The organism is Rhodanobacter sp. A1T4 (genome assembly GCF_014207185.1).
Lineage (GTDB): Bacteria > Pseudomonadota > Gammaproteobacteria > Xanthomonadales > Rhodanobacteraceae > Rhodanobacter.
The window spans coordinates 397029-419874 of the sequence record NZ_JACHCP010000001.1 but is presented as its reverse complement, the minus strand read 5'-3'; the positions used below and the strand labels follow the sequence as shown (position 1 = coordinate 419874).

Annotated in this window: 19 protein-coding genes; all 19 read right to left on the bottom strand. The window is 60.1% G+C overall.

Going from position 1 to position 22846, the window contains the following annotated elements; all coding sequences use genetic code 11:
* Nucleotide 1: 1 nt before the first annotated feature.
* The 19 genes from HDE80_RS01890 to lepB all read right to left on the bottom strand — a co-directional run bounded on the left by HDE80_RS01890 (nt 2) and on the right by lepB (nt 22828).
* The gene (locus HDE80_RS01890) at nt 2-1303 is read right to left on the bottom strand and encodes an ABC transporter permease (protein WP_184667321.1); all 1302 of its coding nucleotides are present in this window, start codon (nt 1301-1303) and stop codon (nt 2-4) included.
* 57 nt (nt 1304-1360) lie between these two features.
* Nucleotides 1361-2593: an FtsX-like permease family protein gene (locus HDE80_RS01885; RefSeq protein ID WP_184667319.1), complete on the bottom strand. Its 1233-nt coding sequence runs from the start codon at nt 2591-2593 to the stop codon at nt 1361-1363.
* A gap of 1 nt (nt 2594) precedes the next feature.
* Nucleotides 2595-3899, bottom strand: coding sequence for an FtsX-like permease family protein (locus HDE80_RS01880; protein WP_184602047.1), 1305 nt, complete (start codon nt 3897-3899; stop codon nt 2595-2597).
* 179 nt (nt 3900-4078) lie between these two features.
* Nucleotides 4079-5332, bottom strand: coding sequence for an FtsX-like permease family protein (locus HDE80_RS01875; protein ID WP_184667317.1), 1254 nt, complete (start codon nt 5330-5332; stop codon nt 4079-4081).
* Nucleotides 5333-5342: 10 nt separating this feature from the next.
* On the bottom strand, nt 5343-6659 hold the full coding sequence (locus tag HDE80_RS01870; RefSeq protein ID WP_184602045.1) for an ABC transporter permease: 1317 nt from the start codon (nt 6657-6659) through the stop codon (nt 5343-5345).
* A 176-nt stretch (nt 6660-6835) separates the two neighbouring features.
* Nucleotides 6836-8080, bottom strand: coding sequence for an ABC transporter permease (locus HDE80_RS01865; protein WP_184602044.1), 1245 nt, complete (start codon nt 8078-8080; stop codon nt 6836-6838).
* A gap of 10 nt (nt 8081-8090) precedes the next feature.
* On the bottom strand, nt 8091-9407 hold the full coding sequence (locus HDE80_RS01860; protein ID WP_184602043.1) for an ABC transporter permease: 1317 nt from the start codon (nt 9405-9407) through the stop codon (nt 8091-8093).
* Nucleotides 9408-9470: 63 nt separating this feature from the next.
* Nucleotides 9471-10700, bottom strand: coding sequence for an FtsX-like permease family protein (locus tag HDE80_RS01855; protein WP_184667315.1), 1230 nt, complete (start codon nt 10698-10700; stop codon nt 9471-9473).
* Nucleotides 10701-10710: 10 nt separating this feature from the next.
* Nucleotides 10711-12027 (bottom strand): ABC transporter permease, encoded by a 1317-nt coding sequence (locus HDE80_RS01850; protein WP_184667313.1) that lies wholly within the window; start codon nt 12025-12027, stop codon nt 10711-10713.
* A 12-nt stretch (nt 12028-12039) separates the two neighbouring features.
* On the bottom strand, nt 12040-13266 hold the full coding sequence (locus HDE80_RS01845; protein WP_184667311.1) for an FtsX-like permease family protein: 1227 nt from the start codon (nt 13264-13266) through the stop codon (nt 12040-12042).
* Between the two features lie 13 nt (nt 13267-13279).
* Entirely contained in the window at nt 13280-14587 is a 1308-nt protein-coding gene (locus tag HDE80_RS01840; RefSeq protein ID WP_184667309.1) for an ABC transporter permease, read from the bottom strand.
* A gap of 14 nt (nt 14588-14601) precedes the next feature.
* Nucleotides 14602-15846, bottom strand: a complete 1245-nt coding sequence (locus tag HDE80_RS01835) for an FtsX-like permease family protein (RefSeq protein ID WP_184667307.1) — start codon at nt 15844-15846, stop codon at nt 14602-14604.
* 10 nt (nt 15847-15856) lie between these two features.
* Entirely contained in the window at nt 15857-17167 is a 1311-nt protein-coding gene (locus HDE80_RS01830; RefSeq protein WP_184667305.1) for an ABC transporter permease, read from the bottom strand.
* A 63-nt stretch (nt 17168-17230) separates the two neighbouring features.
* Nucleotides 17231-18574 (bottom strand): TolC family outer membrane protein, encoded by a 1344-nt coding sequence (locus HDE80_RS01825; RefSeq protein ID WP_184667303.1) that lies wholly within the window; start codon nt 18572-18574, stop codon nt 17231-17233.
* 57 nt (nt 18575-18631) lie between these two features.
* Nucleotides 18632-19357 (bottom strand): ABC transporter ATP-binding protein, encoded by a 726-nt coding sequence (locus HDE80_RS01820; RefSeq protein WP_184667301.1) that lies wholly within the window; start codon nt 19355-19357, stop codon nt 18632-18634.
* Between the two features lie 162 nt (nt 19358-19519).
* Nucleotides 19520-20791: an efflux RND transporter periplasmic adaptor subunit gene (locus HDE80_RS01815; RefSeq protein WP_184602034.1), complete on the bottom strand. Its 1272-nt coding sequence runs from the start codon at nt 20789-20791 to the stop codon at nt 19520-19522.
* 209 nt (nt 20792-21000) lie between these two features.
* On the bottom strand, nt 21001-21579 hold the full coding sequence (locus HDE80_RS01810) for a hypothetical protein (RefSeq protein ID WP_184602033.1): 579 nt from the start codon (nt 21577-21579) through the stop codon (nt 21001-21003).
* A 129-nt stretch (nt 21580-21708) separates the two neighbouring features.
* The gene (locus tag HDE80_RS01805) at nt 21709-21942 is read right to left on the bottom strand and encodes a hemin uptake protein HemP (RefSeq protein ID WP_184667298.1); all 234 of its coding nucleotides are present in this window, start codon (nt 21940-21942) and stop codon (nt 21709-21711) included.
* Nucleotides 21943-22138: 196 nt separating this feature from the next.
* The gene (gene lepB / locus HDE80_RS01800) at nt 22139-22828 is read right to left on the bottom strand and encodes a signal peptidase I (RefSeq protein WP_184667295.1); all 690 of its coding nucleotides are present in this window, start codon (nt 22826-22828) and stop codon (nt 22139-22141) included.
* Nucleotides 22829-22846 lie beyond the last annotated feature (18 nt).

Sequence of the window (22846 nt, the reverse complement as noted above, 5' to 3'; positions counted from 1 at the left end):
CTCAGGCGGCCTTCAGTTGCGAACCGGGCGCAAGCTGGCTGGCTCGCCACGCCGGCAGCAAGCCGGCGACCAAGCTCGAAACGAGCGCCACCAGGAACGTGAGCAGAAACATGTGGACGTCCAGATGAGCAAGTCCGGCATATTCAGCTGGCTGGTGGCGGATGCACCAGAGACCAAACTCCGCAAAGACCAAGCCCAGCAAACCGCCTGCCAACCCGACCATGCCGGCTTCGACCATGAACTGCGCGAAAATCTCACGCCGCATGGCCCCCAAGGCGCGGCGCACACCGATCTCCTGCGAACGGCGCAGACACTTGGCCAGCAACAGGCCTACCGTGTTCACCACGCAGATCAGCAAAAAGCCAAAAGCCAGACCGGCCTGCAAGCGCACGTCGTCAGGCACCACCTTCTCGTTGCGCAGCCACTGCATCAGATCCGACAACGCCACCTCGGGGCGATAGAAGCGGCCCAGTGCGATCTGCTGCTGTGCATAGTTCGACAGGAATTGCGTGTACGCGGCGACCTCGGCATCGCTGGATAGCTCCACCCAGAAGCCCAGCCATATGCAGGGTGCCGTTTCCAGCTTGGTGATGTCAGCAACCGCCCAACAGTCGTCGTTCGTCGGATCCATGTTGGCGGCACGCGCGGTCTGCAACGGCAGGAACACCGCATCACCATCGCCATAGCTGCGTCCGCCCAACTCCTGCGCGTAGAAGCGCGGTTGTGGCGCCCACTTTTTCAACACGCCGATGATGCGTAGATCGTGGTCATTGACGCGAATGATCCGACCCACACTGCTGGCCCCGCCAAACAGCTTGTCGTTGAGGAAGTCGGAGATCACTACGACCTGTGCACGGCTCTCATCGTCCGCCGCTGACCAACCGCCGCCGTACTGGAACGGCGCATCGAACATCGTGAAGAAATCCGCCGTGGTCATCACACCATCGCTGAAGAACGGATGCTCACCGCTGCGCAGCGGTGCAATTCTTGCGTCGGTCAATGCCAGCGCGACCTGTCGATCGGCCTGATGTGCGTGCAGCAGGTTCATCGCGTCGGTGTAGGCTATCAGGCGCTGCGGCTTGGTTTTCCCTGCCTCATAGCCATCCTTGGTATACGGATCGACTTGCGCATAGAAGAGGCGCGCACTCTTTTGTGGCAACGGATCGCCTGAGAGCAAACGCAGCACCGTCAATGTGGTGATCGACGCACCGATGCCCAACCCCAGCGTGACGATCATCAGCGCCGTAAGCACTTTGTTGCGCCGCAGACTGCGTAGCGCCAAGCCAAGGTAGTAGTCGAACATTTCGTACACTCCGTCAGCTTCTCCGCCCCTGCAAGCAGCGGAGGCAATCACATCAAGTCACACCGACCGCGTCGCCACCACCGGCGGCACCGCCGCCGCACGCAATGCCGGGCCAAGCACCGCTAGCTGCCCGATCACCCACAACGCGATCGCGCCAACCGGGAAATAGATGGCGGGAAGTCGTGGCAATTCGTAGTGCTGCATCAGGAACAGATTGATGCCGAAGGCGAGCGCCATGCCGATCACGATGCCGATGGTTGCCAGCAGAAAATTCTCGGTCTGGAAGTACTGCAGGATGTTGGCGCGGGTGGCGCCGAGCGCTCGGCGCACGCCGATGGTGCGTCGACGCTGCGCCACCCAGAAGCTGGCGAGGCCGACAATACCCAGTGCGGTGACGATCAGCAGCGCGAGGCACACGCCCACCAGGATGCCGGTCATCGCGCGATCGTTCGCGAAAAATGCGTGGCGCGCCTCGTCATAGGTGCGTTTCTGCAGCACCACGCGATTAGGGTCCAGCTGCTTCAGCGCAGCCAGCGCGGATTTCAGTACCCGCTCGCGCTCCTGCGGCGCGCAGCGGATCAAGAAGCTGGCGCCCTGCGCCACGTTCATGCTGATCGGCCATACCGTGCTGTATTCGACGCCCTTTGACAATCGGTTCGGCCGAGCCAGGTGTGCGACCACGCCGACCACCCGGAACGGAAGGCCCTGGCCCAGATAGATCTGCTTGCCCAGCGCGCTCTGCCCCGGCCATAGCCTTTCGGCCAGCATCTGGGTGATCACCAGCACTTGCGGCAAGCCCTTGAGGTTCCCGCTGTGCAGGGCTGTCACGGCAGCATCGAGATCGACGAATTCGTCCGGCCGGAAATCACGCCCTGCCACCAGTCTTGTGCCCAATGTAGACAACAGGTTTTCACCCATGTACTGGGTGACGTCTACCGTGTCCTCCTGCTGCTGCGGATCGAGCTTGATACCGCTGTTCGACGAACCACCATCGGTGAATGGCATTTGGAAGACCAACGCCACCTGGGTTACACCCGGAATCTGCCGCAATGCCGCCAGATCGGTTTTGGCGCGCGCCTCGGCATCGGAGCGGTTGCCGATGTTGGCCAGCTGGACCTGCACCAGCTCATGCTCGGCGATGCCGCTGGGCAGATTCATGCGCTCCAGGCGCTGGCTGATCAGGAACACCGCGTTGCACACGATCGCGCAGGTCAACGCGATTTCCAGGATGAGCAGCCATGCGGTGATCTTGTGCCGCCGCAAAGTGGAGAGAATCGGCAGGATATCCATGTCAGTTGCTCTTCAGTTGCAGGGCAGGAGTGATCTGGCAAGCGCGCCAGGCCGGCAACAAGCCGGCCAGCAGGCTCGCGCCTAGCGCCAGCAGGAAGGTGGTCAGCAGCATCCAGGGGTCCAGATGCGCCAGTGCCGCGTAGCTGGTCGGTTGCTGGCGCACAAGCCACAGACCGAGAAAGGCCAGTAACAAACCGCCAATGCCGCCGCTGAGACCAATCACACCAGCCTCCACCAACAGCTGCCCGAACAGCGCACGGCGCGAGGCGCCCAACGCTCGGCGCACACCCAGCTCACCCGCTCTGCGCATGAACTTGGCCAGCATCAGCCCCACCGTATTGACCAGACACACCAGCAGAAAGCCGAACGCCAGCCATACCTGCAGGCGCACGTCCCCGGGCACCACCATGTTGTAGTCCAGCCAGCCCATCAGATTGCGCAGGCGTACATTCGGCGGCCGCTGGAAACGCCCTAGCGCTTTTTGTTCCTGCGAGTAATGCACCAGGAACTCTTTGTAGACCGCAGCCTGCGCCGGGTTGTCCAGTTGCACCCAGAACTGCAGCCACACGCAAGTTCCGCTGTGGTCCGGGCGTTGACCCGCCCCACCGTTGCCCCAGCAATCGACGGAGCCATCATGGACAAGCTGCAGATCCTGCGAGGTGGACAGTGGCATATAAACCCCCTCGCTCTCGGCATAGTTGGTCACATTGAGGTCATAGAAATGCGGGTTTGGTCGCCAGTCGCCGAGCACGCCGACGATGCGCAATGCCGTGCCCTCCAGCCGCAGCATCTGGCCAGTACTGTCCTTGCCGCCGAACAACTTGTCGTTCAACGCGCTGCTGATCACCACCAACCGTGCGCTGCTGTCGTCATCGGCAGCGTTCCAGCCATGGCCGTACTGAAACAGCACACCAAACATCGGAAAGAAATCGGCGGTGGTGAAGCGCGCGTCCTCGTAGAACGGGTCGAGCGCGGACTGCGTCGGCTGGACCGCCACCGTGCCGCCTGTCATCAGCGCTTGACGATTCGCACGCTTCGCTTGCAACAGATTCTTGCCGTCAGTCCAGCTCACCTGCTCCATCGGCTCTTTGTCGGAATCGTGACCGGCGCTGTCACGAGGATCGACCTGCGGGTAATACAATGTGTTGCTGCGCTCCGGCAGCGGATCACCGGACAGCACATGCAGCACGGTCAACGTGGTCATGCTGGCACCAATACCGAGCGCGATCGCCAGTACCATCAGCGCGGTGAGCGCCCTGTTGCGCATGAGGCTGCGCAAGGCCAGTTCGAGGTAATAGGCGAACATGCATCAGGCTCCGGGAAAAAGTAAGAGACGAGGGGCGAGTCGCGAGAGCGCAAGTCCGCGAGATGACCACCAGCCCGGCGGGTGCGAAGGCAACAGCACAACGTCGACAGCAGGCAACATGTGCAGCCCGACGCTGCCACCGTCGCCCTTCACAACTCGCCCCTCGCCCCTGCCTCCCATCACGCCGCTCGCGTCGCTTCGACCGGCGACACGTTGGACGCGCGCCGTGCGGGAACGAAGACAGCAACCTGGCCCAGTATCACCAGCGCGACCAGACCGACCAGCACATAGGCCAACGGGATGCGATCCATCTCGAAATGCTGCATCAGCCAGGCGTTGAGCCCGAGGGCGAGTAGTACGCCAATCACCGCGCCGATGCCTGCGATCATCAGGTTCTCGATCTGGAAGTAATGCAGGATGTCGATCTTGCGAGCCCCCAGCGCGCGCCGCACGCCGATCTGCCGATGTCGCTGACCGACCCAGAAACTGGTCAGGCCGACAATGCCCGCCGCGGTAACCCCGAGCAGAATCAGGCAGACCACACCCATCAGGATTGCCATACCGATATCGGCTCGGTAGGCACTGGCACGGATATCGGCGAACGACTTGACGCTGTCGTCGTCGAGGACGCGCAGCGGGTTGACCTTGTAGAGCGTCGGCGGTATCGCACGCATAGCCGCCTCCAGACGACCCGGCTTGGCACGTACCACATAGCGCGCATAGTTGTGGTCGATCCGGGTTGGCTCCAGCGTGGCGTTGTAGGCGAAATTGTTGGTCCAGCTGCCGGAGCCCGGTACCTGCAGGCGTTCGACCACGCCAATGATGGTGGTCGGCGTGGTACCTCCATCGAGATACATCACCTTGCCGACCGCACTTCCCTGCGGAAACAGCTTGTCCGCAATGGGCTTGGTGACAATGACGATCGACGGTTCGGTCTGATCACGAAAACTATGGTGCTGGATGTCGCCCGTATTGAAGGCACGCCCGGCGATCAGACGCAGCCCCAGCGTGGAAAGCATCTGTTCGTCGCCAAAATAAAAGGTCGTCCGCGTGTTGCCCTTGCTCTCGGTCGCTCCCGGCTTGAGCGAAATCTCACCGTTCGATGAGGAGTTGAGCAACGGCAGCGAATTGATCGACGCGACCGAAGCGACATCCGGCAGAGTGCGCAGCGCGACCAGATCTTCCTTCTGCATGCTGTCGAGTTTTTCGACGCCGGCAGGGTCATCGCCGCTGGGAGCACCTACCCACTGTTGGGTAACCAGAAACAGGTTGCCCTCGTCGAGCCCGGTGAGCCGGTTCACCCGGTCGATACGCTGACCGATGATGAAGATGGCATTGCAGACGATCGCCAAGGTCAGCGCGATCTGCATCGAAATCAACACGACGCCGGACTTGTGCTTGCGCAATGCCGCGAGAATGGGATGGAGAGCCATGACGTTGTCCTCAGTTCGACTTGAGCTGCCACGCGGGCTGAACGCGTGCAGCACGGAAAGTGGGGTACAGGCCAGCCAGCAGCGTCGCGACGACGGCAATCAGCAGGGTCATGGCGAGCAACATCAGATCCACCCGGGCCAGCGCGGCGATGTCCTTCGGCAACACCCAGCCAACACTGGCCACGCCCACGCCGGTCAACAACAGGCCGAGTACGCCACCGGCCAGACCGATCATCCCGGCCTCGGTAAGGAACTGCGCGTAGATCGACAGGCGCTGCGCACCCAGCGCGCGGCGCACGCCGATTTCGCTGCTACGGCGCAGAAATTTCGCCAGCAGCAGACCGGCCGTGTTGACCAGGCAGACGATCAACAACCCAAGCGCCACCAGCAACGAGACCTTGGTGTCACTGGGCACCACATGCTGCGAATCCAGCCAGTCCGGCAGATTGCGCAAGCGATTGTTGGGCGCCCAGGCAAAGCGGCCGGATTGCTGCTGCTGATGCGCATAACCGTCCAGATATGCCTTGTATGTACTTGCCGTCGCCGCGTCATCCAGTTCGGCCATGTAGGCGATCCAGACGCAGCTGGAATGCTGCAGGCCGACGAAACCCGATTCCGCAGGGATTGCGTTGCAGTTGGTGTTGCCGTCGTTGGGGATGGAGAGCGCAATCGCCCGCTCGAACGGCAGAAACACATCGTCCAGACCGGTCGAGAATCCGCCGCTGTTAACGACATCGTAGAAGCGCGGCTGCGGATTCCAGTCGTTCGTCACACCAACCACACGGTAGTCCTTGCCTTCGACATTGACCGTCTTGCCCACGCTGTTGGCACCACCAAACAATTTCTCGTTGAGCTTGCTGCTGATCACCACCACCGCAGCGCGCTGCTCGTCGTCGTCCGCACTCCAACCGTTGCCATATTTGAACGGCACGTCCAGCATCGGAAAAAACTCGCTGTATACGGCATGCCCACTGACATTGATCGGATGTTTGCTGGCATCGGCCGGAACGATAGACGGGGAAACCTGGTACATCGCCGACTGCAGTTTGGCGCGGTGATCGCGCATCAGTTTCATCGCATCGGTATAGTCCATCGCGACGGGTGGCTCGCCATCGTCGCCGCGCCCCGTCGGTCCCCACATGTCGATCTGCGGTACGAACAGCTGTGATGATTTCCACGGAATCGGATCGCCCGACACCGCACGAAACACCGAATACGTCGTCATCGATGCGGCCACACCGAAACCTATCGAGAGCACCATCAGAATGGTCAGTCCGGGGCTGCGCTTGAGGCTGCGCAGGGCCAGTTCGAGGTAATAGGCAAACATGCGTCAGGCTCCGGTGCGGGTGAGTGGTGAAGGCGCAGAAAATAGAGAGGGGGAACGAGCAGCAAGCAACGAGGGTGTCGGTTCGTGAGCCGTCGATATGCAGGGCGTGAGCAACGCCGGCGCCACGGCGTTGTCACTGTTGCCCCTCACGATTCGCCCCTCGCCCCTGCTTTGCATCACGCCGCCCGTGTCGCTTCGATTGGCGACACACGCGAAGCGCGGCGTGCCGGTACAAATACTGCCGCCTGACCCAGTGCCAGCAATGCGACCATGCCGATCAGCACGTAGATCACCGGCATGCGCGGCATCTCGTACTGACTCATCAGCCACAGGTTGAGCCCGACGGCGAGTACGACGCCGACCACCACGCCACCACCGGCAATCATCAGGTTTTCGATCTGGAAGTAATGCAGGATGTCGACCTTGCGTGCGCCAAGCGCGCGGCGCACGCCGATCTGCCGGTGCCGCTGGCCGACCCAGAAACTGGTCAGGCCGACGATACCTGCCGCGGTGACGCAAAGCATGATCAGGCAGACCACCGCCATCAAAATGGCCATGCCACGGTCGGCTCGATAAGCCTCGTGGCGTATCTCGGCAAAGCTGCGAATGCCACGATCCTCGTCGATGACCCGTTCCGGGTTGGCGGAAAACAGTGCTGTGCGTGCGGCCGCCATCACCGCGGCCTGCTGGCCCGGCCTGGTTTTCACTACATACCGCGAGATGTTGCCGTCCTGACGAACTGGCTCGATTATCGTGTAGTAATCGGAGTTATTGCCGAAAGTTTCCACCATGGACGACTCCAGCAGCTTGACAACGCCAATGATCGTGGTGCCCTTGGTGTCGCTGTAGATCGTCTTGCCCACCGCACTCTGGTTCGGAAACAATTTTTCGGCAGCGGCCTGACTCACGATGACCGAGGGCGGCAGCGCGTCATCGCGGAATCCCTGGTGCTGAACGTCGGCCGCGGTGAATGCACGCCCGGCAACGAGCTGTACACCCAGCGTGCTCATCAGCTTTTCGTCACCCAGAAACATCGTTGCCGACAGCGTCGAATTTTTCTGGTCCGGCGTCAGCGTGATGCCATTGATCATCGAGCTGTTGAACAGCGGCAGCGAATTGGTAGCGGCTACCGACTCCACACCTGGCAGCCGCCGCAAGGTATCCAGATCGGCACGCACCAACGAATCGATTTTTTCGACAGCGTCTGGCGCGCCATCCTCGGGCGTGCCCACCCATTGCTGCGAAATGACAAACAGATTCGCCTCGTCAATACCGGTGGGACGGTTAACACGATCGACACGTTGACCGATGATGAAGATCGCATTGCAGACAATAGCCAGGGTCAACGCAATCTGCAGGGCAATCAGGATGACGCCGGCCTTGTGTCGGCGCAGAGCGGCGAGGATCGGATGCGTGCTCATGATGGATTCCTCAATTCGATTTCAGCTGCCACGCGGGTTGCACGCGTGACGCACGGAAGGTGGGGTACAGGCCAGCCAGCAGTGCGGAGATCACCGCGACGACAAGGGTCAGCAGCAACAGCGAGAAGTTGACGTGCGCCAGCGCGGCAATGTCCTTGGGCAGCACCATGCCGACGCCGAGCACGCCCAGCGCCGTAAACACCAAGCCGACTACACCGCCTGCCAGACCCACGATGCCGGCCTCGGTAAGAAACTGTGCATAGATCGCCGCCTGCGGTGCACCCAGCGCACGACGTACGCCGATCTCGCTGCTGCGACGAAGAAACTTGGCCAGCAGCAATCCAACCGTATTCACCAGACAGACGATCAACAGGCCCAGTGCCACCAACAGCGACACCTTGGTGTCACTCGGCACTACGTGCTGGTTATCGAGGAAGGCCGGCACATCGCGCAGGCGATTGTTCGGCGCCCAGGTGAAACGACCGGCGCTTTTCTGCGCCAGCGCATAGCCGTCAAGATACTCACGGTATTTTTGTATGGCGGTGGCATCGTCCAGCTCCGCCATGAACTCGATCCAGACACAGCTTGAACGCTGCATTCCTGCGAATCCGGCTTCCGCAGGATTGCTATTGCAAGAAGTGTTGCCGGCGTTGTTCATGTTCACGGCAATGGCGCGCGTGAAAGGCAGAAAAACGTCATCGGTATCGGTATCGAATCCGCCAGTGTCGACCACGTCATAGAACCGAGGTTGCGGGTCCCACTTACCGAGTACGCCAACAATCTGGTAATCCTTGCCGCCGATATCCAGTGTCTTGCCGACACTGTTCTGGCCATCGAACATTTTCTGATTGAGCTTGCCGCTGATCACTACAACAGCCGCCTGGTTGGTATCGGCATCGACCGACCAACCGCTGCCATAAGCAAACGGCACGTCCAGCATTGGAAAAAACTCGCTGTAAACCGCATGCCCGGAAATGCTGATCGGATGACGACCCGACCCCGGCACCTCCATCGTTGGCGCCACGCGGTAGCTCGCCGACTGCAGTTTGGCGCGGTGATCACGCATCAACGCCACGGCGTCGATATAGTCCAGCGCGTTCGGCGGCTCGCCATCCGCCCCTCGTCCGGCCGGTCCCCACATGTCGATCTGCGGTACAAACAGCTGCGACGATTTCCATGGAATCGGATCACCCGACACTGCGCGAAACACCGAGTACGTTGTCATCGACGCCGACACACCAAAGCCGATGGCCAGCACCATCAGAAGGGTAAGTCCGGGGCTGCGCTTCAGACTGCGCAGCGCGAGCTCAAGGTAATAACTGAACATGCGTATCTCCGGATTGGGGCGCCATCAGACAGGTAAATTCGATGGGATAAAATTTGAGGGTGTTCATACCGAGCGGGTTGCCTCCACTGGCGACACGCGCGAGGCACGCAGGGCCGGTGCCAACGTGGCGAGTTGGCCGAGCAGAAGCACCACAAGGACACCGACGCCGACATACGCAAGCGGCATTCGATTCAATTCGAAATACGCGATCAGCCCCAGATTCAAGCCCACTGCGAGTACCGAGCCGACTATCACACCGCCGGTGCTGATCAAAAGATTTTCGGTCAGGAAGTAGTCGAGAATATTGCGTCGAGTCGCACCCAGCGCACGGCGCACGCCAATCTGCTTGCGCCGCTGGCCCACCCAGAAGCTGGTAAGCCCGACGATGCCGGCAGCGGTGATCGCCAAAAGCACCACGCAAATCAAACCCATCATGATCGCCATGCCGCGATCACTCTTGTAGGCCTTGGTGCGTACATCACTTAAACGCTGCACACCATCCCGGGGGGAAATAACGCGCAGTCGATTGGCTGCGAATAAAGCCTTTGATACGCCATCAAACACCGCATCCATCTGACCCGGCTTGACACGCACCACATAGTTGTCGCCCCGCAACGTCGACAGCTGATCAGGCACCAGCGTCGAGCGCTCGGCCCAGTTGTCGGCAAAACTGTAGACCCATGGCACCTGCATGCGTTCGACGATGCCGACGATGGTGCTCGGCTTGGCACTGAGGTAAACCGCCTTGCCCAATGCATCGCCACGCGGAAACATTTTTTCGGCCAGGTCCCGGGTAACGATGATTTCCGACAACGCCATGCTGGAGACATCTTTCGCCTGCCTGATTTCATCCGCTTGGAAATTTCGCCCTGCGATCAACTTCAGACCGAGCGTCGGCAACGTGTGCTGATCCGCGAAGTAGATGGCCGTACTCGTCACCGATGCCTGCTTTTCGGGCGTGTAGCCCATGCCGAACGAGATGCCTCCGTTACCCAGTGGCCACGCATTGGTGGCGTAGGCATCGGCCACACCTGGTAACTGCCGCAACGTGGCCAGGTCGGCGGCCATCAACGACGACATTTCATCCGTCGAAGGTTTACCAGCCCACTGATTCTGGATGACCAGCAGACTCGCCTCATCGACACCGGTGGGACGGGAGAGGTGCGCCATACGCTGACGAATGATGAATAACGCGTTGCACACAATGGCCAGCGTCAGCGCGATCTGCAAAGCGATCAGCGCCGTACCGGACTTGTGGTGTCTGAGCGCAGCGAGAATGGGTTTTATCTGCATGCCGGCCATCTCAGTTTGACTTCAATTGCCATGCCGGCTGTACACGCGCCGCACGCCAGGTGGGGTAGAACGCGGCAACAACCGTAGCTGCGACCGAAACCAGCAACGTAAATCCGACCAGGCTGACATTGAGGCGCGCCAGTCGCGCTATTTCAGGTTCGAAAACCAGGCTGATACCCAGTACGCCAAATGCCGTCAGCAACAGACCGAGCAGACCGCCAGCAACACCGACAACCGCCGCCTCGGTGAGAAACTGCGTGTAAATCTGACGACGCGATGCGCCCAGCGCGCGACGCACACCAATCTCCGATGCACGACGCATGAATTTGGCCAGTAGCAGACCAATGGTGTTGACCAGACACACCAGTAGAAAGCCGAGCGCCAGCACCAACGAGACCGTCGTTTCCTTGGGCACCACGTGTTCACGATCGAGCCATTGCATGAGATTGCTCAGCCGAATATTTGGCACCCAGTGAAAGCGACCGGCATGCTGCTGATCGGCGGCATAGGCTTCCAGATAGGACTGGTAGCGCGCCACGGCATTGGCATCGGGCAGCTCCACCCAAAGTGAAATCCAGGCACATTCCGAATGGAGCCAGCCGTCCCAACCCGGTGCCTGGCCTGTGGTGCCGTAGCAATTGTTGTTACCCAGGGTTTCGGTCTGAAGATCGATCGCACGCGTCAATGGCATGAACACATCGGGAGCATCACCGAAGCCGCTGCCGTTGTTGACGTCGTAGAAACGCGGCCGCGGATCCCAATCTGCCACGACGCCGGCAATACGGTAATCACGGCCATCCAATTGAATTCCGCGACCTACGCTGTTGGCGCCAGCAAAGATTTTCTGATTCAGTTCATTACTGATAACGACGACGTTGGCTCGATTATCGTCATCGACGCCTTGCCAGCCGCTCCCATACTGAAAAGGCACGTCGAACATCGCAAAAAAGTCGGCGTATGCCGCGTATCCATTGACGGCAAATGGCTGACTCGATGGATCGACCGGTACCAGGGTGAAACCGACCGGATAGATCGCGGTCTGCCTGACGGCCTTGTGCGCATGCATCAAGGCCATGGCATCGGTGTAGCTAAGCGACTCCGGAAGATCGCCACCCGTCTTGCGACTCTGCGGCCCCCAGTTATCTATCTGCGGCACGAACAACTGACCTGACTTATCAGGTAACGGATTGCCTGACACCGCACGAAACACGGCATATGTCGTCATCGACGCCGCCACGCCGAAGCCGATCGCCATCACCATCAGCGCCGTCAACACCGGGTTGCGCCGCAGGCTGCGCAGGCCGAGTTCAAAATAGTAGGCGAACATTTCAGGCCTCCGTCATGTCGAACGTGTCGCTTCGACAGGTGACACGCGCGAAGCCCGCAAGGCCGGAGCCAGCGTGGCAAGTTGGCCGAGTAACAGCAGGATGATCACACCGTCGATCACGTAAGCCAGCGACAGCCGTGCCATCTCAAACCGAGCCATCATCCAAAGGTTGATCCCAACCGCCAGCACCGTGCCGACCATCACGCCACCCACGCTGATCAGAAAATTTTCGGTAAGGAAATAGTTGAGGATGTCTCCGCGACGGGCACCCAAAGCGCGGCGCACACCGATCTGCTTGCGCCGTTGGCCGACCCAGAAACTGGTCAGCCCGACGATGCCGGCAGCAGTGATCGCCAGCAATACCGCGCTGATGATGCACATCAGGATCGCCATGCCGCGGTCGCTGTCATAGATGCGTTCGCGGATCTGGGCATAGGTGCCACCGTCCTTGGGATCGATGATGCGCATGCGGTTTTGCGCGTATAGGGCCTGCGGAACCGCGCGCATGGCGGCGGCGAGCTGGCCCGGTTTGGCGCGTACGATGTAGTAGAGGCCATCTGTGTCCTCGCGCATCGGCCACAACAAGGACTCGTAGGCGTAGGGCTTGCTCCAGGTCTTGACGTCCTGTCTCTGCAGACGTTCGATGATGCCAATGATGGTGCTCGGCGTGCTGCTCATCGAGTAGATCGGCTTGCCCAGCGCCGAGCCATCCGGAAACAAGTGGTCGGCCAGGGCCTTGGTCACAATTACCACAGGCGGAATCACCACTTGGCGCGACGTCATCTGCATGACTTCGGAAGCGTTGAAATTGCGCCCGGCAATCAGCTTCACGCCCAGGGTATCGAGCATATGCTCGTCGCCCATATACACCGACGCGTCGGTGGTCTTCTCGATCTGCTCTGGCGTCAGCATCACGTAGTTGTCCCAGCCACCGCCGGTCAGCGGATAGCCATCGCTTGGCGAGGCATCGCGCACACTGGGCAACTGTCGCAAGGCGGCCAAGTCAGCCTGGATCTGCGCATCGACCTCTTGCGGCGACCTATGACCCGCCCATTGGTTGGAGATCACCAGCAGGTTCGCTTCGTCGATACCGGTAGGCTCGGACATATGCGCCAACCGCTGCTGGATAATGAATAGCGCATTGCAGACGATCGCCAGAGTCAGCGCGATCTGCAAGGCGATCAGCACGGTGCCGGCCTTGTGACGGCGCAATGCGGCGAGAATGGGTTTGATCTGCATGCCGGTCTCCGCCTCAATTGGATTTCAGCTGCCAGGCTGGCTGCACTCGCGCCGCACGCCAGGCGGGGTAGAACGCCGCCACCACGGTGGCGAGAATCGCAACAGCCAGGGTCAGCGCCACCAACGAAAAGTCCAGGTGCGCAAGGCGCGCGATCTGCGGCTGAAACAGCAGACCCACCCCGGAAATGCCCACGGTGGTAAGCAGCAGGCCCAGCACGCCACCGGCCAGTCCCACAGTAGCCGCCTCGATCAGATACTGCGTATAGATTTCCCGGCGCGAGGCGCCCAAGGCACGGCGTATCCCGATTTCGCCCGCACGACGCAGGAACTTGGCCAGCAGCAGACCAATGGTGTTGACCAGGCAGATCGCGAAGAAGCCCAGCGACACCAGCAGCGAGATGCGACTTTCCGGCGGTACGACATGCTGGTAGTCAAGCCATTGCATCACGTTGCGCAAGCGCACGTTGGGTGCCCAGGCGAAACGCCCTGCACGCTGCTGATCCGTTGCATAGTCTTCGAGGAACTTGCCGTAGCGCGCAACTTCCACCGCACTATCCAGCTCCACCCATGGCGTGGCCCAGACGCAACTGCTGCGCAGCCAGCCGTCCCAGCCAGAAAAGTCCATATGCCCACGGCAGCTATTGCTACCCGGATTAGCCTGCACATCCAGTGCACGAGTGAACGGTAGATAGAAATCCGTGGCGTCCTTGAAACCGCTGGTGTTGAACAACGAGAAAAAGCGCGGCTGGGGATCCCAATGTCGGGTGACACCAGCGATGCGATAGTCGTGCCCATCCAGAGTGATTTCGCGGCCGACGCTATTGGCGCCGTCGAACAATTTCTGATTGAACTCCTCGCTCAGCACTACCACGGCCGCGCGCCGATCGTCGTCCGCCGTGTTCCAGCCGCCACCGTAAAGAAAAGGCACTTCGAACATCGGAAAGAAGTCGCCGTATACCGCATAGCCGTTCGCGGCGACAGGCAAGCTGTCGTTGCCACTCGGTAGTACGGACATACCCACTCCATACAGCAGGGTCTGCCGCCGGGCCCGATGCGCACGCATCAGCGCCATGGCATCGATGTAATTCAGCGCGTCAGCAGGTTCGCCCTTGAGATTCTGCTGCGGGCCCCAGCTGTCAATCTGCGGCGTGAACAGCTGCGCGGATTTCTCCGGAATCGGATTGCCCGACACGGCGCGAAATACCGAGTAGGTAATCATCGATGCCGCCACACCAAAACCGATCGCCATCACCATCAGCGCGGTTAGCGCCGGATTGCGCCGCAGGCTGCGTAGGCCGAGTTCAAAATAGTAGGCAAACATTTAATAGGCCTCCATCATGTCGAACGTGTCGCTTCGACAGGCGATACGCGCGAGGCGCGCAGTGCCGGTGCCAGCGTGGCAGCCTGGCCGAGCAGCAAAAGCAGCAGCACACCAACCAGCACGTATGGCAGGGAAAGCCGCTGCGTCTCGAAATGCATGACCAGCCACAGGCTCATACCGAGCGCGAGAACAATGCCAGCCAGCACGCCACCGAGACTGATAAGAAAGTTTTCCGCAAGGAAATAGCTGAGGATGTCCCCGCGCGTAGCACCCAATGCCCTACGCACGCCGATCTGCTTGCGTCGCTGGCTAACCCAAAAACTGGTGAGCCCCACAATGCCGGCAGCGGTGATGATCAGAAGTACCGCGCAGATCACGCTCATGATGATCGCCATGCCGCGATCGCTTTTGTAGGCCTGCTCACGCACCTGGGCGAAGCTGCGCACACCGGCACCCTCACCTTCGCCATCGGGAATGATCCGCATGCGATTGGTCTTGAAAAGTGCGGTTCGCACGACCTTGGTTATCGCGCTCAGTTGGCCGGGCTGCGCCCGAACCAGATAGGCATTTGACTTGTCGGTGAGCAGCTTTGGCTCGAGCACCACATAGTCTGAAATGGCATCGGACCAACTGCTCGCCGAACCTCCTTGTAGATGATCAATGATGCCAATGATCGTGCTGGGAGAAGTCGCAGCTGCAATGTACAGCGGTTTGCCCAAAGCCGACTGATTCGGATAAACCTTGTCGGCCAAAGCCTTGGTGATGATCAACTGCGCTGGCGTAACAAGGTTGTGCGAGTCCACCACGCGAATTTCGTCCGGACGAAAGTTGCGTCCGGCAATCAGTTTCGCTCCCAATACCGACAGCACATGGTCATCCACAAAGAACCGCCAGGCCAAGGCTGCAGATTGCTTGGCATCAGGTTTGGTACTTACGCCGTCGTTCCAACCACCACCGCGAAGCGGATAGCCGTAACTCACTCCCACATCCGCCACACCGGGCAGTTGGCGCAAAGTCTGCAAATCCGTGCGAACCAGAGATCCGACCTCCACCCCACTGGCATTGGTCCATTCACTACCGACCGTCAACAGATCGCTTTCGACAATCCCGGTAGTCCGCGAAAGATGCGTCACTTTTTGCTGAATAAGGAAAAGCGCGTTGCAGACAATCGCCAGCGTCAGCGCGATCTGCAAACCGATCAGCACGGTACCTGCCTTGTGCCGTTTGAGCGCAGCGAGAACAGGCTTGATCTGCAGCATGACCATCACCTCAGTTGGACTTCAGCTGCCAGGCGGGGGCGATCTGTGCTGCCCGCCAAGTGGGGTAAAACGCGGCTAGTACTGTCGCCAGCACGGCTACCCCTAGCGTCAGCGCGACCAGTGAAAAATCGAGCGTGGCCAACCGTGCAATCTGCGCGTCAAAGATCAAACCGACGCTCCAGACGCCTACACCTGTCAGCAACAAGCCCAGCACACCGCCGGCTAGACCAATCGTCGCGCCCTCGATCAGAAACTGCGCATACACCGTTCGACGCGATGCACCCAGCGCCCGGCGTACGCCAATGTCTGAGGCGCGGCGCATGAACTTGGCCAGCAGCAGCCCGACCGTGTTGACCAGGCAAATCACCAAAAAGCCCAACGACAAGTACAGCGAAAGCTTGCTCTCCGGCGGCACGGCATGTTCATAGTCCAGCCACTGCGATACATCGCGCAGGCGTACGTTGGGAGCCCAGCCATACCGGCCTGCCCGTTGCTGCGCGGCGGCATAGTCACGCAGGTACTGGCGATAGGCATCGGCATCCGCCTTGCTCGGCAACTCGGCCCAGTAAATAACCCAACTGCAGCTGGAACGCAGAAAGGCATCCCAGCCAGTTCCGTAGTTCTGGGCACCGCAGTCCGTACCGCCTGCGGTAATGAGCTGCAAATCGACCGCGCGACTCATCGGAATAAACAACTGGATGGCATCGGCAAACCCGCCGTTACTCGCCAGATCGAAGAACAGCGGCTTGGGATCCCAGCTGTCCATGACGCCTGCGATGCGATAGTTGTGCCCGCTGAGATTGATTTCACGACCCACGCTATTCGCGCCGTGGAATAGCCGATCGTTCAGCGTCCGGCCGATCACCACGACCGACGCCCGATTTTCGTCGTCCTCCGCACCCCAGCCGCCGCCATACAGAAACGGAATATCGAACATCGGGAAAGCATTGTTGGAGATCGCATAGGTCGTCGGTCTGATCGGAAACTGACTTGCGTCATCCGATATCACCGAGAGCTTCACCGGGTACAGGGCAGTCTGTCGCGGAGCCTTGTGCGCCCGTAGCAGTGCCATCGCATCGATATAGTCCAGCTCATCAGGCGGTTCGCTGTTCTGATTGTTCTGAGGCCCGAAATTGTCTATCTGCACGGCATACAGCTGCGAAGATTTCTGCGGAATCGGATTGTTCGATACCGCACGAAACACCGAATACATCGTCATCGACGCCGCCACGCCAAAGGCGATCGTTACGATCATCAACCCGGTTAACACCGGATTGCGCCGCAGACTGCGCAGGCCGAGTTCAAAATAGTAGGCAAACACAGTTCTGCCCTCCGCTCAGCTGGTCAGGCTTCCACTGCATGGCGTTTTGGCGGCGGCCGGCATTCACTGCAGCAACCGGTTGATGTCTTCGAGATCGTGCATGTCGACGGTCCCGGCAGCCTGCTTGAGCAACAGCTTGTTGAGGATGAACTGGTGGCGCACGACGGTGTACTGGCTCTGTACTTCGGCCAGTGTCTGGATGGCGAACACCACGTTGGTTAACGTTTGCGTGCCGATGGCATAGCCCGCGCGCATCGAGGCCACGTATTTCGTGGCGGCCTCCTGCGATGTACGCGCGCTGCTGACCTGCTCGATGCCGTCGGTGACGAGGTTGAAATAATTGTTGGCGTCACGAGCGGCCTGGCGACGCAAGGTTTCGAGATTGCCTTCGTCTTCATCGCGCTGGTAGATCGCCTGACGCACCTGGGATTGTGTAAGTCCGCCACTGAAGATCGGCACGTTGAGCACCAGGCCCACCGTGGTGATGCCAGGCCCATTGGCGGAACTGCCAGGCACGGCACTGGACCAGCTGCCGAACTTGCCATAGTTCAGAGTGGCGCTGATGGTGGGCAGATGGCCGGCACGTGCAGCGGTGATCTTCCGCTCATCAGCGGTAACCGCGTAGTGACCGGCAAGAATCGTCGGGTTGGTTTCCATCGCCGCATCTACCCAGGCCTTGGCATCGTTTGGCACAGGTGGCTGCATGGGCAGATCGTCGCGTAGTTTTTTCAGGGTGCCCGTAGGCTTGCCGGTGATCTGCTCGAGCCCACGCAGAGCGTCTTTCAGATTGTCTTGCGAGCTGATCCGCTGCGTCTTGATGTACTGGTAGTACGCCTGTGACTGCGTCATGTCTGCCGCAGTGGCAAGGCCATCCTTGAAGCGCTCGCTGGACTGCTCATACTCCTGCTTGTACGCATCCTCGTAAGCCTTGTTGATGTCGAGCGAGTCCTCCGCGACCAGCACGTTGAAGTAGGCCGAGGCGACGCGCACGTAAAGATTTTGCAGCGCTGCACGATAGGTCTGCTCCTGCGAATCGCTGGTGGCGTGTGCCGCGCGCAGCGTGGCGATGCTGGCGAAGTTGATGATCGGCTGACTCAACTGGGTACTGATGTCTCGCTCGCGGGTGTGGCCGATGCTGCTGGTAGTCACCGAGTTGCCGTTGGCGTCGACCGTCGAGCCGTCGCTGCCGTGGATCTGCTCCAGCCCAAGGCTGGCGGATAGCTGCGGCAGCAAGGCAGAACGCGCCTGCGGCACGCCCTCGGCAACCACCAGGCGTGTGGCATCGGCGGTACTCAGCACCGGGTCATTGGCGATGGCCTGCTGGTAGGCCTCCATCAAATCCTCCGCGTGACCCGACAAGGGAGCGATGGCCAGCAGGAGTAGCACGGGCAGCAACTTCACACGCATGGATGAATCTCTCAGGTTATAGACGGATAAACGGCCATCGCGAGACAGCAGATGAGATCAGTCCGAACGGGCGCCGCCCTGTGCCGCGACCACCGCACCGTGAAAGCGCGGGTCTTCCGACAGATCCACCACCTGGCCATCGATCACGTGCACGTTGCGCTGCGCGCGCGCAGCCAGCTCAGGATCATGCGTCACCATCACGATGGTGGCGCCGCCACGGTGGATGTCTTCGAGCAACTCGAGCACGCTGCGAGCCATCTGCGTATCGAGGTTGCCGGTCGGCTCATCGGCGAGCAGCAGACGCGGGGAACCGGCCAACGCACGGGCAATCGCCACGCGCTGCTGCTGACCGCCGGAGAGTTCGGCCGGGTAATGCTTGGCACGCGAAGCCAGACCGACGCGTTCCAGCGATTCCATGATGCGCCGCTTGCGCTCGGCGGCCTTCATGCCGCGGTAGCGCAAGGGCACCTCGATGTTGTCGAACACGTTGAGATCGGGAATCAGGTTGAACGCCTGGAAGATGAAGCCGATCTTTTCGTTGCGGATCTTCGAACGTGCGTTGTCGTTGAGGTTGCTCACCTCGATACCGTCGAGGTGGTACTCACCACCGCTGAAGGTTTCCAGCAGACCGGCAATCGTCAGAAAGGTCGTCTTGCCCGAACCGGATGGCCCGGTGACAGCGACAAACTCGCCCTCTTTCACGTCGATATTGAAATCGCGCAGCGCGTAGGTCTCGACCACTTCGGTGCGATAGACCTTGGACAGATGGCTCATCTTCAGCATGATGTTTCCTCGGTGGTGGTAGTTAGGTAGAGCGTGAACTGGAGAACGTGGAACGTTTTGATTGGAGCTTGCTTATGTTTTTCGTGGAGTGGGAGCTTGGTCGTGCCATGGGTGGGAATTTCACCGCACCGCATGTTCCGTGCCCCCTGCTCCACGCCTTCATCAATTACTGATGGCAACCTTTGCCGCATTCTTGAAGTTGTCGGTGCCGGAGATAACGATACGGTCGCCTTCTTTCAGACCGCCGAGTATCTCGACCTTGTCGATGCTGCTGGTGCCGACGCGAATCGGCGTTTTGGTGGCGATACCGTCGCGCACCACATAGGCATAGCTGCCACCGGATTCGTCGACGAACGAGCCGCGCTGCACCGTGAGTACGTTGTCGCGCTTGTCGAGTAACACGCGCACAGACAGACGCTGGTTCTGGCGCAGCTGTTTCGGCGTCTGGCCATCGAAACGCAGCCGCGCAGCAACTTCGCCATTGACCACTTCGGGTGAGATCGCACTGACCAGACCTTTCCACACGTTGCCGTTGCCGCTGATCTCACCACCCATGCCGATACCCAGATCGCGCGCGAAGCTTTCAGGCACCTGCATCTCCACCTGCAGCGCAGACAGATCGATGACGCTGAGCAACTGCGCGTCCTTCGCCACTGTGGCGCGCTCGGCAATAAACAGCTGACCCACCTGACCATCGACCGGCGACTTGACGTTGAGGTTGTCGACCTGGCGCTGCAGGTCCTGCACCACCAGCATCTGGTTATCGTGAGTGAGCTTCTTGGACTGGATGTTGAACTTCAGGCTGTCGTTGTTCATTCCCAGATCGGACTTGGCATGCACCAGCACGATGCGCGCCTTTTCCAGTGCGTCCTTGGACTGATCGACTTCGACGCCGGTGGCGGCACCAGCGGCAAAGGCTTTCTGTTCGCGGGCCAGATTGGTTTCAGCACTCTTTTCGTCAATCTGCGCGTTGTCGAAGGCTTTCTGCAGATCGCTGCGCTTGGTGCGCGCGTCAACCTGCGACTGCAGATAGTCCACCTGCATGGCATCGGCCTTGGACTGCTCCTGCGCCAGCTTGTTGCGCAGCTCGGGGCTATCAATGGTGGCCAGCACCTGATCTTTTTTCACCGTGTCACCGGCATGCACCTGCAACGTGACAGCGCCGCCGTAGGTGGCATATAGCGTCGGACTCACTGCTGCGACGACCTTGCCCTCGGCGGCGATGTCATTGATGAATTGACCTCGTTCGACCACGGCGAACGACAGCCGTGAACTGCTGACCGATGACGAGGCAGAAAACAGGCGACCAATACCCGGCACCAGCCATACCAGCAGAACCAGTACGACCACGCCGCCGCCGATCAGCATCAGCCGGCGCTTGCGGTTGGGTTTGACCTCGACGATACGGTCTTGCGCGGAAGTGTCGCGAATCATGTGATGCATCCCTGACCGCGCACCGGGCGGTCCCACACAGGGCATTGCAATCCACATGCCAACGCGAAGAATGAGTCAAAGTAAGGCTTTGCGCTCGTCGGAGACGCAGTGATCAGTGTCCGCGGACACTGCGGCGAGCGTGCCGGACAGTCACGCTGTACGCGGATCGCGCGTCGCTGTTTGATTCAGCCGACGCACACGTATTGCCCTTACGGCAACATGGGTGATCCATGCAGTAACAGTGGCTGCGCGCCCGCAATCGCCTGCGCGATGACCCGTCCCAGCGACGAGATGCGCGGTGGCAAAGCTTCGCCAAGACAGGTGATGGTAGCCAGCGACTGGCAGCGGAAGCGGATCAGATGCGTGGCCGCACCGCGGAACATCCGTGCTCTGCCATATCGCGGCACGCTATCGATCGTAACGCTTTCGCTGGGCAGGTTGTCCCAAGCCAGATAGTCGGTATCGGGCAATAAATGCAGCTCAGCGAGAATCTCGCCACGTACATCAAGGCATTCGATCCATTCGCGCGGGCCGTCCGCACTGACCATACCGAGTACCCGCAGATAAGACGTGCGGAGCAGCGGCGTCAGCAACGGACTTTCGCTGAGCAGGCCATTCGGCAATCGCGCGGAAGAATCAGCATGCATGCGCGAAGGCACGTACAACACGCTGCCTAGCAACGGCAACCACTGCACGAGTGCCGTGGGCGTGGTGCGCAGGCAGCGTTCACTCGGATCAGTAAACCATGCGCGCGCCGCGCATAGCGAAGTATCAAGCCAGCCGTACATGGTACCTCCAGCGGTAATGGGCATGCGGTGATGGCCGGCTGGAACCCGCAAGCAGCGGGCGGTCTGGCAAGGGCCTCGGGGTGCAGATGCAGCCGCGCAAGCACGGGCCTCGCGCGTCTACGAAACGAATTATTTGGTGAGGATCAGCTTGTCGTTGCGGGTCAGCCGCAGGTGGTATTCGCCACCTTGATGCTGAATCACCAGCTCGCGACCACCATCCAGAAGCAACTGGCTGGAGATTCGAGGAATCGCTGATGTATCCGGCGTCGCTGCTACCCGCGTACTCACCAGTTGCAGCGATCGCGCATTCGCCGTGATGGTAGGCGCAATGGAATGAGACTGAGACAGGGTGGAAATCGACATGGCACGCTCCGTAGAAAGTCAGTGACGCCTTTAATGATAATGATTCTCATTTAAGTGTCAACTGTTGTCTATCGCTGCGATTCACGCAAACTATTGAACGACGACTGTTCGCGGGGCAAATGACTCGTTGTGCGATCCTACTGTCAGCCGCGGAGCCGGACCGGCGACCTGAATAGACGAATACGAGCCGTCGGATTTACTTCAGCGAATTACCGTCGAGCGACGCCCCAAAGCGATTCCAGCGCGGCAAGTCATAGCGACCCGGATCAAGCGATGCGACCACGTAGCGCGAGCGACCAACGATCTCCGCACGCGAAAAGAATCCCAGGTAACGCGAATCCTCGCTGTTGTCGCGGTTATCGCCAAGCAACAGGTATTGCCCCTGCGGCACCCTCACTGGTCCGAAACTGGTGATCGGCGACGGCCGGTAAATCGAAAGGCGGATCGCATGGCTGACGTTGTCGACACTCTCGAGCGCATAGCGCGCCGGATCATTGGCGTCATCGCGAATACCGGTCGCCGACCCTGCAGCGTAAATCGCCGGTTTGCCATTGATGATGAGCTGGTTATTCCGCATTGCCACTACGTCGCCGGGCACACCGATCACGCGCTTCACCAGCTTCTCGTCCGCCGCATGCGAGTCCAGCACCACGATGTCACCTCGCATGGGGTCAGCAAGATGCACCAATGAAACGTGAGTCAGCGGCAGTCGGATGTCATAGGCCGCCTTGTCTACCAGGATGCGATCGCCAATGCGGATTGTCGGCTGCATCGAGCCGGTCGGAACTACATTCCAGTCCGCTGCCGCGCTGCGGAATATCACCATGCCAATCACGAAAACGAACAGGCCCCTGTTTCTCGCCAGAAACTGCATCAGGTTCTTCATGGTTGTTCCCTTGTGTTA